A 13,036-nucleotide genomic window follows, 5' to 3' on the forward strand; every position below is an offset into this window, starting at 1 on the left:
CATGTCTACGTCCAGCTCAGCCGCCTTCGACACCACCTTTCTCGACACGCTCCGTCGGCGTGTCGTGATCGGCGACGGAGCGATGGGCACGATGTTGCAGGCGGCCGAGCTGACCTTGGACGACTTCCGTGGTCTGGAGGGCTGTAACGAAATCCTCAACGACACTCGCCCGGATGTGCTGCGCAATATCCATCGCGCGTACTTCGAAGCCGGGGCGGATGCGATCGAGACCAATACCTTCGGCTGCAATCTGCCGAACCTCGCCGACTATGATATCGCTGATCGGATTCGCGATCTTGCCGAGCGCGGCACCCGCCTGGCCCGCGAGGTCGCTGACGAGATGGGGCCGAGCGCGGACGGTACCCCGCGCTATGTGCTGGGTTCGATGGGACCGGGCACCAAACTGCCGACACTGGGTCATGCCCCCTTTACCGCGCTGCGCGATGCCTACACCGAGGCCGCGCTCGGCATGCTCGAGGCCGGTGCGGACGCCATTCTGATCGAGACCTGCCAGGACCTGCTGCAGGCCAAGGCCGCGGTGACCGGAAGTCGGCGCGCGATGGTCAAGCTGGGGCGGCGGATTCCTATCATCACTCACGTCACGGTGGAGACCACCGGCACCATGCTGGTCGGCAGTGAGATCGGTGCGGCGCTCACTGCGCTGGAGCCGCTCGGCATCGACATGATCGGATTGAACTGCGCCACCGGTCCGGATGAGATGAGCGAACATCTGCGCCATCTGTCCCGGCATGCCACGGTGCCGGTGTCGGTCATGCCGAATGCCGGTCTGCCGGTGCTCGGCGCGCACGGCGCGGAGTACCCGCTGACCCCCGAAGAGCTCGCAATCGCGTTGCGCGGCTTCGTATCCGAATTCGGGCTCGCGCTGGTCGGCGGCTGCTGCGGTACCACGCCCGAACATATTCGCCAGGTCACCGCGGCGGTGCGCGAGGTGGAACCGACGCTGCCGCCGCTGGACGAGCGCCGCGCACCGGTGCACGAGCCGGGCGTGTCGAGCATGTACACGGCGGTGCCGTTCGCACAGGATGCCTCCGTCCTGATGATCGGCGAGCGCACGAATGCCAACGGCTCCAAGGCATTCCGCGAGGCGATGCTCGCCGAGGATTGGCAGAAATGCCTCGATATCGCCAAGGACCAGACCCGCGACGGCGCGCACATGCTGGACCTGTGTGTCGACTATGTCGGACGTGACGGCACCGCGGACATGTCGGCGCTGGCGTCGCGGCTGGCGACCGCCTCGACTCTGCCGATCATGCTCGATTCCACCGAAACCCCGGTCCTGCAGGCCGGTTTGGCGCATCTCGGTGGTCGATGCGCGGTCAACTCGGTGAACTACGAGGACGGTGCCGGTCCCGAATCCCGGTTCCAGCAGACGATGAAGCTGGTCGCCGAGCACGGCGCCGCGGTGGTCGCATTGACCATCGATGAGGAGGGCCAGGCCCGCACTGCCGAGAAGAAGGTGCAGATCGCCGAGCGGCTCATTGCTGATATCACGGGCAACTGGGGTCTGCGCGAAAGCGACATCATCATCGACACGCTGACCTTCACCCTCGGCACCGGCCAGGAGGAGTCGCGGCGCGATGGCATCGAAACCATCGAGGCCATCCGGCTGCTCAAGCTGAAGCACCCCGAGGTGCAGACCACCCTCGGTCTGTCGAATATCTCCTTCGGACTCAATCCCGCCGCACGCCAGGTGCTGAATTCGGTATTCATGCACGAATGTGTCCAGGCCGGACTGGATTCCGCCATCGTGCACGCCTCGAAGATTCTGCCGATCGCCCGCATCCCGGCAGAACAGCGCGAGACCGCATTGGACCTGGTCTACGACCGCCGCCGCGCGGATTACGACCCGTTGCAGAAGCTCATGTCGCTGTTCGAGGGTGTGTCGGCCTCGTCTTCGCGGGCCTCGCGCGCGGAGGAATTGGCGGCGCTGTCGCTGTTCGAGCGGTTGGAGCGGCGGATCGTCGACGGTGAGAAGGCCGGAATAGAGGCCGATCTGGATGCCGCCATGACCGAGGTGCCGCCGCTGCGGATCATCAATGAGACGCTCCTGTCGGGCATGAAGACGGTCGGTGAGCTGTTCGGCTCCGGCCAGATGCAGCTGCCATTCGTGCTGCAGTCGGCCGAGGTGATGAAGGCGGCGGTGGCCTATCTGGAACCGCATATGGAGGCCACCGACGACAGCGGTAAGGGGCGCATTGTGCTGGCCACCGTCAAGGGCGATGTGCACGATATCGGCAAGAATCTGGTCGACATCATCCTGTCCAATAACGGCTATGAGGTCGTCAACCTCGGCATCAAACAGCCGATCGCGACCATTCTCGACGCCGCGGTCGACAAGAAGGCCGATGTGATCGGCATGTCCGGTCTGCTGGTGAAGTCGACCGTGGTGATGAAGGAGAATCTGGAGGAGCTCAACGCCAAGGGGGTCGCCGACCAGTTCCCGGTGCTGCTCGGCGGTGCGGCGCTGACCCGCGCCTACGTCGAGAACGATCTCACCGAGGTTTATCACGGCGACGTGCACTACGCCCGCGACGCCTTCGAGGGCCTGCGGCTGATGGACGACATCATGACCCGCAAGCGCGGCGGCGGCCTCGATCCGGACAGCCCGGCTGCGATCGCGGAACGTGAGAAGGCGGCCGAGCGCAAGGCCCGGCACGAGCGTTCCAAGCGGATCGCCGAACAGCGTAAGGCGGCCGAGGTGCCGATCGAGGTGCCCGCGCGCTCCGATGTGGCCGCGGATCTGCCGGTCGCGGTGCCGCCATTCTGGGGCACCCGGGTGGTGAAAGGCGTTTCGCTGCACGAGTATTCGGGACTGCTCGACGAGCGCGCGCTATTCCTCGGTCAATGGGGTCTGCGCGGTCAGCGCGGCGATGCGGGCCCGAGCTATGAGGAGTTGGTGGAGACCGAGGGGCGGCCGCGGTTGCGGTACTGGCTGGACCGGTTGTCCACCGAGGGCGTGCTACAGCATGCGGCGCTCGTCTACGGGTATTTCCCCGCGGTCTCCGAGGGCGATGACGTGATCGTGCTGACCGAGCCCGATCCGGATGCGCCGCAACGCTACCGATTCACCTTCCCGCGCCAGCAACGTGACCGGTTCCTGTGCATTGCGGACTTCATCCGCTCGCGCGAACGCGCACGCGAAATCGGTCAGGTCGATGTGCTGCCGTTCCAGTTGGTCACCATGGGTCAGCCGATCGCCGATTTCGCAAATGAGCTGTTCGCGGCCGATAACTATCGTGACTACCTCGAGGTGCACGGCATCGGTGTCCAGCTCACCGAGGCGCTCGCCGAATACTGGCACCGTCGAGTCCGCGAAGAGCTGGTGCTGGAAGGACATTCGATCGCCGAATCCGACCCGTCGGATGTGCAGGAGTATTTCAAGCTCGGCTACCGCGGTGCGCGCTACTCCTTCGGCTACGGCGCGTGCCCGGATCTGGAGGACCGCGCGAAATTGGTCGACCTGCTCGAAGCCGACCGCATCGGCGTCGTACTGTCCGAGGAACTGCAGCTACATCCGGAACAGTCAACCGATGCGTTCGTACTGCTGCATCCGGAGGCCAAGTACTTCAACGCGTAAGTGCTGACCAGTCTGTTTCTGCCGGAATTCGTTATCCGACCGGCTCGGACGGTGTGATTCTCACCGCACCGGAATCGGTTCGACCGGTGCGGTGCCGGCCTTGATTTCCTCGTGATATGTGAGATCATTTGCGGCCGAGCGCGGTGCGCGACGACACGAGGGCTCGCGACGCGCGGGGGTATCGGTCAGCCGCGCGCCGCTGACCTGGGCCATTACCTTCGGGGTCGCACGGCGGTGGAGGGATGTCGGTTGGGTATGACAAAGTCGGGACTGTTGCAACTGCATCCGGGGCAGTCGGCGGATGCGAACATCCTGCGGCAATTCGGGTGTAAAGGACTTCGGCGCGTAGCATTTTCGAGGGTTTCCGCTTACGCGCGGAGTGCGGAATTGGCTCGGCGGGCAAGCAGGAGAGGCACAACACGATGACGGCGGACCGGTTGATCGCTGGACGGTATCGGCTGACGGATCCGGTCGGCACCGGTGCCATGGGTGTGGTGTGGCGCGCCACCGACGTCCGGCTGCGCCGTACGGTCGCGGTGAAGCAGTTGCTGCTGGCACCCGGCCTGACCCCGTCCCAGGCCATGGAAGCCAAGCTGCGGGCCATGCGGGAGGGCCGCATCGCCGCGCGACTGCACCATCCCAACGCGATCACCGTCTTCGATGTCGCCGAGGAGGACGGTCAGCCCTGGCTGGTCATGGAGTACATGAACGCGCCGAGCCTCGCCGCGAAACTGGCGGGCAAGCGGACCCTTGCGCCGACCGAGGTGGCCCGCATCGGGGCCCAGGCCGCGGGCGCGCTGGCCGCTGCACACGATGCAGGCATCGTGCATCGGGATGTGAAACCGGCGAATCTGCTCGTCGGCGATGACGGCACAGTGAAGATCACCGACTTCGGCATCTCCCGCGCCGTCGGTGACGTGACGGTCACCGCGACCGGATTCCTGGCAGGTACCCCCGCCTACCTCGCGCCGGAGGTGGCGCGCGGCGAGGATCCGGAACCGGCCTCGGATGTCTTCGCGCTCGGCTCCACGCTGTATGCGGCAGTCGAGGGCAGTCCGCCCTTCGGCGAGGGCGATAACGCACTCGCGGTCCTCCATGCCGCGGCGCGAGCGCAGGTGCCGCCGCCGCAGCACGCGGGAGAACTCGGTCCGGTGCTGATGCGGCTGCTGGCCGCCTCCGTCGATGGCCGCCCGAATATGCGCGAGGCCAAGGACGCGCTGGAAGCCGTTGCTGCGGGCCGCCCGCCGGCACTGGTGACCACGCCGACGGTGACCGAGGTGCTGCCCGCACCCGGCGCGGATGCGGGCGCGACCACCGTTTTGAACAAGTCCGGGGCAGCGACGGAGGATGCGACACAGATCGTCGGAGGCGCGGGGGCGTCGGCACCGGCTGGCACCGTCGCGTCGCCGCCCGCGCCGCCGAATTCCGGCGGCACCTTGCTTGGCGGTGGCGGTGGCGGTGGCGGTGGCGGTGACGGAGCGCAGAGTCGTGGCCGTCTGATCGCGGTAGCCGGGGCCGCCGCGGTCGCGGTGCTGGTGCTGGCCGCGGTCACAGTGTCGTCGCTGGACAAGGAGAACCCGGGCGGGACCGCGGTCGGCTCGCCGACGCCGACGTCCGTGCCGAGCGGATCGGAGTCGCCGATCGCGATCCAACCGGGGCAGCCGGAGGCGCAGACGACCAGCCGTCCACCCGCCACGACCATCACGCCCTTCGGCCCACCCAGCGCTGACAACATCGCCCAATTCATCTCCGGCTATTACGGGACGTTGCCAGGCAATGTGCAGGGCGCCTGGTCCCAACTCTCGCCCGGCTACCAGGCGCAGACCGGCGGCTACAGCGCGTACGCGGCTTTCTGGTCGACCATCCGTTCGGTTCGGGTCAATGGCACTACACCAAGTGGCAGCGATGCGGCGACTGTCGCACTGACGTACGTCAAGACCGACGGCACCACGACCACGGAGAATCGGTGGATCCAAGTAGGTTCGGACAATGGTCGGCTTGTGATCGCAGCCTCCAGTGCGTAGCTGATGTTGGTAGCACTGGACACTCGGCTGTGCAGACCGGCGTCGTTGAATCGCATCCGACCCGGATTTTACCGAACACGCTCCACCACCTGTTCGATGAGCAGATCCGCCACGCAGTCCGCCCGGCCATCACCTCACCCGCGCCGCCGGCTTCGTCGGCGAGGAATCGGTACCCGACTCCGGGTCGTCGCGGTGGGCGTCGAACAGGGCATTCGCCCGATAGGCCTCGGCAACCTCGGTCGCGGTGACCGGTGCGGTGCGCCACCGGTAGTAGGGCTGGCGAGCGATCTTCAACACCCGACACGTCACCACCACGGGGATCCCGTCGGCGGCGAGCTCGCTCACGAGCGGGTAGATTGTTTTCCCGGCAGATTCGCTTGGGAAAGATAGGCCGCCGCCCTGCCCAGGATCTCGTTCTCCTGCTCGAGCCTGGCCAAACATATCCGACGGATACGCCGGGAGTATCGAACCCGCCACGACCGGATAGTCGAACTGCTGACCACGCGCTTCGCCGACTCGCTGGTGGTCGTTCCTTCGGCGGTGGGTCTGCACGTGTCGGCGTGGACCCGGGGCCCGGTGTCGACGCGGCTGACGCCGTCCGCCCACACGCGGGCGGACGGCGTCGGCATCTTCCCCATCTCCCGGTATCGCATGAGCGACGGTCCCGACGGCCTCATCGTCGGATACGGGACAATTGCCGCGACCGACGACGTCGACCACGCGCTGGACCTGTTACACACCGCGTTGGAGAAGAACCGGGCGACCGCGCAACGAAACCGGGACTGCCACGCCTGACGGTGAGTGCACGGCAGCGGCGCTCTGATCCGCTGGCTGCTCGGCAACCGGCTTGTCGACGAGGTCACCCTGTTCCTCTGCGCCGTGGTCATCGGTCAGGGCATACGACTGTTCCCCGACATCGGTCCGGACGCAGCGCCCGACTAGATATCAGCCGGTTCGTGGCGCGGCACGGGCTCCAGAGACGTCGGATCGAGTTGCACTATGCCCCGTTGCTCGAGCGCGGTCACCAATCCCACGGCGAGAATCGCACACACATCGGCAGGTGTCACAATCGTCCGTAAGTGTTCGGGTACATGCCCGCCAGTGATCTGATCGATTCGATCCACGAGTTCGGCACGTTGCTCGGTTTCGGCTTGGCTCGGTGCAAGCATTTGGTTGGACGGACAACGTCCCCACTGACCCATAAGACCTTTTTGTCCCAAGTCTTTCGCTTCCGCACGCGCTACTCGTGCAGTGGCCGAGACGAGCGGTTGCCTGACTGCTTCGAGGACCCAGCGTCCGGAATTTTCCGTGGCCCGATAGACGCGCTTGCCTCGGTCCGCAAAAAGTAACTTTCCCGCCGGACCGTCCCTGAGGGCGGCCACTGCGGAAATCGGTGCAATGCTGCCGAGCTCGGTCTCCATCCAAACATGACGTGGGCAACCATCTTCTTTGAAAGTATACGGAAGAATTTTTCCTACCGCGGATCCGTAGAATTCACCGAACCCGACTGCATTGGTGTGGAGCTGACTCAGAATATCTGGACGCAAGCTATTGTTGGCCCGAACGGGTTCAGTGGTGTTGCCCATGAAAGAGACGGTCCTCATTCTCATGGTGGCCCGAGCCGTATCACCGACCGTAACGTATGGCTCGTTTGCGAGAACTTCCATCACAGGCGATTCCGCATACTCTTCGGCGCGCGTGGCCGATGCCGCCTCACGCAGTGCGATCGTTGCGTCATAGTTGATCCGACGAAGCGCCTCGGCCTGTTCCGGGGTAAAGCAGGAGAACAGATTCTTTTCGGCCGCGGACATGAACAGGTATTCGTATGCGGCACCGATTTTCGCCTCGTCGCCGAAAAACATGCGATAGCGAGCACCTTCCCACCGGTCGACATCGGTAATTTTTTCGCGCGCCAAGCGATCCATCGCATCCGAATCATCGCCGAGCAGGTCCAACGCAATGGGCAGCAAGACTTCGGCCACACGATGTGTCACCACACGCTGAATGCTGCGACGCAGGTCTTGTCGCACGAGCATCATCGTAGCTTCCGGCCGATGGCCGGGCTGGTTCGTGCCATCCGCATCGTGATAATTCCGTAGGAATCTCTCGAACTCGTCGAGAGCTTCTGGGCCACATACGGGGTCCGCCAAGATCTTTGCGGAGGTCATCAAATCAATGTGATCACGAAGCTGCCCTGCCTCGATGGCCATAAGGTTTCCTTAAGTGCGACAGTGACTGAGTATCAAATTCTATCCGTAAAATGCTGGGGCCGAGGGGTTCTCGTGTTCCCAGCAGCGGAAGTGACCATCTACATCAGGTAGGTCCTCGTCGGATACACCAACAACATGCGGCTCCCATCGTCGACAAGCTTGCTGCCGACCTCGCCGCATCGTCCACATGGTGGCAACAGCGATTCCGCGGATCTGTCGAACTTCGTCCACGAGCACACGAAGGCCGCGCCGACTACCGCCGACCCGAGAGCCGCTGGTGTTACCGGGGTCGAATTCGACTGGCCTTCGATGTGGATCGACCGTATCCGGTCACTGTCACGGTTCGACGGATTCGCGGCGACGGCCCCGCGACAAGGATAGGCGGGTTCCGCCGACCGCCAATCCGAACATCGCTGCGACCATGATCCATCCGGTGGCCCGAGTACCGACCGCCGCCAGCAGATATCCCCCGGCCAGGGCGCCGAAGGCGACAGCCGCAGCGTGGAGGAACTCGGCCGCGGCAATAGCACGGCCGAGAACCTGGTCCGGGATGACGGCGACCTGGAATACAACCAGCACAACCGATACGAACCTGCCAATGCCACCGATGCAGCCGAATGACAGGGCCATCATGTACGGATTGGAACTGAGGGCAATCGGCACCAATGCGACCAACCACGCCCAAACCGATACGCCGAAGACGACCCGGGCGTTGGACCGTGTTGTCAACCGTGCCGCGATTCCCGCACCGAGCAGGCCACCCACCCCGGCCGCGCCGAGGACGAGGCCGACGGTCCATGTCGGGAGCCCATCGATCTTGATTTCGAGCAGCAACAGCAAGATCACGACCTGGAAGATCGAATTGGACAGCGCCATGATCGCCGTAGACCCCCGGAGGAACGAGTTGGACCACATAACGGCCACTCCCTCGACGATGCGAGTCCACGTGCGACTCGGGGTCGATGAACCTTCGGATCTGCGCGCCGTATTATCCGTATAATCCGTGCGCATTGCGGACAAAGTGCCCAGGCAGCACAGGTAGGACAGGGCGTTCACAGCGAAGGGAAGCCACCGTGCGAGTCCGTATATTACGGCCCCCGTGGCGCGTCCGATCAGCTGCGCGATAGGCAATTCTGCTTCGAGGAATGCCAAAGCTACCGGTCGCTGTTCTACGCTTACCACATTGCGTACCACGCCCAATTCGCTGACGACGAAAAAGACATTCGCGGTCCCTTCGAGGAACGCAGTGATACTGAGCAGCAGAAGCAAACCGGGCGGCCTGCCGGCGACGGCGACCAGTGCCATGCAGGTGGCCATCAACCCGGCGAATTGGCACCACCACAGGGTCCGCCTCCGGTCGGTGTAGTCGGCGACAAGCCCGGCCGGAATCTGAAAGATCAGGCTGGGCAAGGTCATCGCGAACGTAACTATGCCTGCTTGGCTGGGCGAGCCGGTAAGCGCCAGCACCAGCAGTGGATAAGCGATGCGCGCACCGTGGAAGCCCACCAGCGAGATCGCATTCCCGGACCACAGCAGCAGGAAGTTCCGGTTCGTGATGATTCCACCGCTGGCGGCACCGAAACTACTCATGGGTCAGGGGGCGCGTCGAAAGCAAGGAACACCATGCTATCCGGGCTCGCGCGCGTGACGGTGACGCGTTCGTTCATGTCCGGGGGCCGTCGCTCGACAACCAGCACACGAGATCCGTTGGATCGCAACCGTCCCCGGTCGCGCAGATGCGCGTGTAGAGTTGCGCGACAACTTCGCCTCGTGCCGACAGCGCCGAAACCTCGTGAGCGGGGCGTAGTTGTCGCAAGGCCAGTGCCAGGCCTGCCCATGGCTGTGGGAGCATCGGGCCTGCTTCGATCTCGCGTTTGTAATGCGTGACGGCTTCCGCATAGTTGCCCGACCCGTATGCCATGTCACCGGGAGTAAAGTCCTGAATTCTATCGACATTTCCCGAAGTCTTCTGTTCCAGGACCTGAAGGTAGCTCGGCAGCAATCGGCTTCTGAGTTCTGGCTGTTTTCGGTCCGGACGAGTCGGCAGGCCGGCCGGAACGTTTTCCAGATGTGGCCGTTCGGCTGATTTCCATGCCGAGAACAAGTGCTCCAGGACGCTGTCTGCGATCTGCAGGTTGCGCACACACCACGCCACCCAGTGACCCGAGGCGGCCTCATCAGCTATGAGCGCCGCCGAGTCGGTAACTTCTTCGTCGAGCCACGGCCTCAACGTCTCGGCTGCCGCTTGCACAAACTCCATTCCGGCCATGGTCAATACACCGGACTCGAGAATCTCGGCGATCGAGCGATGCACCTGTGTCCGCCATCGCGCGAACTCCACGTGAGCGAGCTCGGATCGCGTACGCAGCCGTTCAGCGCGCCAGAAATCGGTAACGCCGAGGTGCGCATACATGCCTTGGAGCAGCCATTCGATAGGGCGCGGATCGTCTCGCCATGGCGCATAGAAACGTTCCCGCGGGTCGTCTTCATAGAGTTCGACCATGTCGGTGAAAGCTCCCAGCTTGGCATGCTGGAATTCATGGATCAAGGTGAGCGCCATCTGATGGGAACTGCGTGTCGAGGACGCGGCGATGCAGCCGAAGGAGTTGTAGGAGGTGCGGCTTGTGCTCGGGGAGATCGGTTCCGCTGTGAGTGGAACGAAGGAGCGCAGCCCCACCGAGAGGGGCTTCGCGTAGCCAGGATGATCTCGCTCCATCAGCACCCACGCTGTGGCGAATGCCTCACGCCAGTCACGTAATTGGTCCCGAGAAAGCTGTGGGAGACGGCTATCGGCCGGAGCGGACCCGGATGGGTCGTTGAACTCACGGAACGGATCGAGATCATCGACGATGACTTCGAAACCGTTGTCGACTACCCGAATCCGCTCCAATGGACGCCAGCCGGGTTGCTCCCAGCACGCGGTGTCCACGATATCCAGTGTGGTGCCTTCGAATTCGATCGAAATGGAGCCCGTTCCACGCACATACAGTCGTCCCAGGCCGTACTCCCCAGCCGCAGCGACCTGCGCGAGACCCACCGTCGGGAGCATGACCTGGCCCGCGCGCACCACCACGGCCGTATGGGTGGGCGCTCCGAGTTCCACCAGCACAGCAGCAGTCAGCCAACCCAGATAACCCAGGTCGGGCCAGATGTCGTCGAGCGCGGCACCAGCGGATCGAATGCGTTGCAAACAATGTGCCAGCCATGCCCCCGTGTTCGGATATGCCAGCAGGCTGTTGACCAACACCGGATGTGTTCGATGCAGTCCGACCAGAGCTTGATACGCTTCGATGAAACCGGACTTTTCGACATCGTCAGGACAAATTCGGTCACTTTCCCTGATGAGGATGCCGAGCGTAGCGAGCCGCTTGGCCAGTTGTCCGGCGCGGAGCGAGGAGACGAGATCATCGCTGCCGAAGCCTGCACCCAGCTCCTCCGCCTTGTATCGGAGATCCATCGCAGTCACCGTGTGGCTCCGTTTCCTTCCGGTACGACCATGTCCGCATAAAGGCGCTGGGTAATATGGTTGATGAGCTTGAATAGATCCGAGCAATATACCGAAGGGTTGCGGAAACCTGTTTCCGCCCGATATCGGTGAGTGAAATTCCCTCCGCCGCAAATATTGCGTATCGGACACTTCAGGCACGCAGGACCCAGGGCGGCCACGCCGATCTGCCGCGCAACCACCCCGGGGCTCCACAGTGCACTCGACAGTCGGCTGCGCGAAACATGTTCGCCCAGTTTCGTCGCATCTGGGAAGGCTGATTTCAGCGTGTCGACCTGCTCGATTTGTCCGTCCGTTTCGATGACGACGACCTGTATCGGAGCCAGTCCCACAGTCTCCGATGCGCGATCGGTTCCCAAGGCAATATCCATGATGTCGTCGAACAGGCGAACACTCGGCTCATCACACATCGACTCGTACCAGTAGTCGAAGATGGGAATGAGCCAGTCGGCATACAGGGTGTCCTCGCGGTTCGAGGTTCGGCCGGGCGGCGGACTGTCCCAATTCCCATGCGGTAACAAGAAGTCGATGGCGGGCGGAGCGGAAACGGCGAGACTTTTGTAGGTTTCCAGTGGGTCGTTCTCCAGATCGATTACGCACAGCAGACCGCCGTAGAGGCTCCGGTTTGCATCCTCGGTGAGAAGTCTCAGCTTCTCGATCACCTGTGCGTGGCTGCCCTGGCCATTGCGATATTTTCGGTGGCGGTCGTGTCCGGCTTCGGACCCATCGAGGCTCACGCCCACCTTGATGTCCCAGCGCTTGAATATGTCCAAGAACTCTTGATCCAAGAGCAAGCCGTTGGTTTGGATGCCGAGACGCAATATTGTTTCGTCTGCCAAATGTTCATGCAGTCGCCGAGCCGCCGACTCGATCACCTGATGCCCCGCGAGCAACGGCTCTCCACCATGTAATACGATGGAGACCTGAGGGATCGCATACTCGGCGACGTGTTCCGCGATGCTCCGGCAGGTAGCATCGATCACATCCGCGGATATGACTTTCGGCTGCCGAAGCCAACTCTGGTCTGCCATCTCGTACATGTAGCAGTAGTCGCACGCCAAGTTGCAGCGACTGTGTACCTTCAGTACGAATTCGGTAAATGGTAGTGGTTGCCACCCACGGTCGCGAAGGGCTTGCACATCGAGCGTGTCGAGGGGCCATGACGCGGAATTCGACAAGTGTGACCGTACCCTTCGCGATCGGAGTGCACGTCAGCTATTCAGCGAGCCCGGCATCGATAAAGGAGTTGAAGCTGCCTGGGCCGGAGGAGCCGCTGTCGGCATTGTGTCCCCGTAGCACGGCCTTGCGCAGCGCCGGTGTTGCGCTCTGCAGTAGGTTCTCGATTTCAGTGTTCGACAGTTCCGGCAGAGACAGAGTATCGCGACTCATGCGTCCTCCTAATAATTGGGCGAGCCAACGCTTTTCGCCCGATAAGGCTTGTAACGTCAGCCCTCTTGCAGTAATCAGTGTGCATCATGGACGATGCGGCGACCTCCCGATGCTGGGAAGCATGCGAGAGGGATCGCCCCTGATGCGGCTCTGGCTCACTTCCGGTTTGCGTCGTGAGGCGCTGTGACTCGAGTGGAGGTGAGAGTCCTTCGCCGTCGTTCTGTCGTAGCAGGTCGGTGGAGCTGAGGACAGCCTGATCCGGGTGGTGCCGGGGAGGGTGGGAGCGGCCCTGACGAAGAAGGGACGGGCC

Annotated in this window: 10 protein-coding genes; 4 read left to right on the forward strand and 6 right to left on the reverse strand. The window is 63.2% G+C overall.

The window, feature by feature from the left end; translation table 11 throughout:
• The first annotated feature begins 1 nt into the window (after position 1).
• Positions 2-3,598, forward strand: a complete 3,597-nt coding sequence (gene metH / locus AB0L63_RS05430; RefSeq protein ID WP_364494946.1) for a methionine synthase — start codon at positions 2-4, stop codon at positions 3,596-3,598.
• Between the two features lie 422 nt (positions 3,599-4,020).
• Positions 4,021-5,622 (forward strand): serine/threonine-protein kinase, encoded by a 1,602-nt coding sequence (locus tag AB0L63_RS05435; RefSeq protein WP_364494949.1) that lies wholly within the window; start codon positions 4,021-4,023, stop codon positions 5,620-5,622.
• Between the two features lie 129 nt (positions 5,623-5,751).
• Here the strand turns inward: AB0L63_RS05435 and AB0L63_RS05440 are convergent, their stop codons facing one another.
• A complete protein-coding gene (locus AB0L63_RS05440) occupies positions 5,752-5,967 on the reverse strand; it encodes a hypothetical protein (protein WP_364494952.1) in 216 nt (71 codons plus the stop codon).
• A gap of 207 nt (positions 5,968-6,174) precedes the next feature.
• Between AB0L63_RS05440 and AB0L63_RS05445 the strand changes: the two genes are divergently transcribed.
• Entirely contained in the window at positions 6,175-6,417 is a 243-nt protein-coding gene (locus AB0L63_RS05445; RefSeq protein ID WP_364494954.1) for a hypothetical protein, read from the forward strand.
• Between the two features lie 6 nt (positions 6,418-6,423).
• Positions 6,424-6,564, forward strand: coding sequence for a dihydrofolate reductase family protein (locus AB0L63_RS05450; RefSeq protein ID WP_364494956.1), 141 nt, complete (start codon positions 6,424-6,426; stop codon positions 6,562-6,564).
• On the opposite strand, the gene AB0L63_RS05455 is transcribed toward AB0L63_RS05450, so the two are convergent.
• The 5 genes from AB0L63_RS05455 to AB0L63_RS05475 form a co-directional block, all read right to left on the reverse strand.
• On the reverse strand, positions 6,561-7,832 hold the full coding sequence (locus AB0L63_RS05455; RefSeq protein WP_364494959.1) for a hypothetical protein: 1,272 nt from the start codon (positions 7,830-7,832) through the stop codon (positions 6,561-6,563). The two genes, AB0L63_RS05450 and AB0L63_RS05455, sit on opposite strands and share 4 nt — an antisense overlap.
• 336 nt (positions 7,833-8,168) lie before the next feature.
• Positions 8,169-9,422, reverse strand: coding sequence for an MFS transporter (locus AB0L63_RS05460; protein ID WP_364494962.1), 1,254 nt, complete (start codon positions 9,420-9,422; stop codon positions 8,169-8,171).
• A gap of 73 nt (positions 9,423-9,495) precedes the next feature.
• Positions 9,496-11,385: an HEXXH motif domain-containing protein gene (locus tag AB0L63_RS05465; protein ID WP_364494965.1), complete on the reverse strand. Its 1,890-nt coding sequence runs from the start codon at positions 11,383-11,385 to the stop codon at positions 9,496-9,498.
• A complete protein-coding gene (locus tag AB0L63_RS05470; protein WP_364495664.1) occupies positions 11,295-12,476 on the reverse strand; it encodes an FxsB family cyclophane-forming radical SAM/SPASM peptide maturase in 1,182 nt (393 codons plus the stop codon). The genes AB0L63_RS05465 and AB0L63_RS05470 overlap by 91 nt, the downstream gene beginning before the upstream one ends.
• 76 nt (positions 12,477-12,552) lie before the next feature.
• Complete coding sequence (locus AB0L63_RS05475; RefSeq protein WP_364494967.1) at positions 12,553-12,726, reverse strand: hypothetical protein; 174 nt, start codon at positions 12,724-12,726, stop codon at positions 12,553-12,555.
• Between the last annotated feature and the right edge of the window lie 310 nt (positions 12,727-13,036).

Origin of the sequence: Nocardia sp. NPDC051990 (assembly GCF_040680755.1) — a bacterium.
Classification (GTDB): domain Bacteria; phylum Actinomycetota; class Actinomycetes; order Mycobacteriales; family Mycobacteriaceae; genus Nocardia.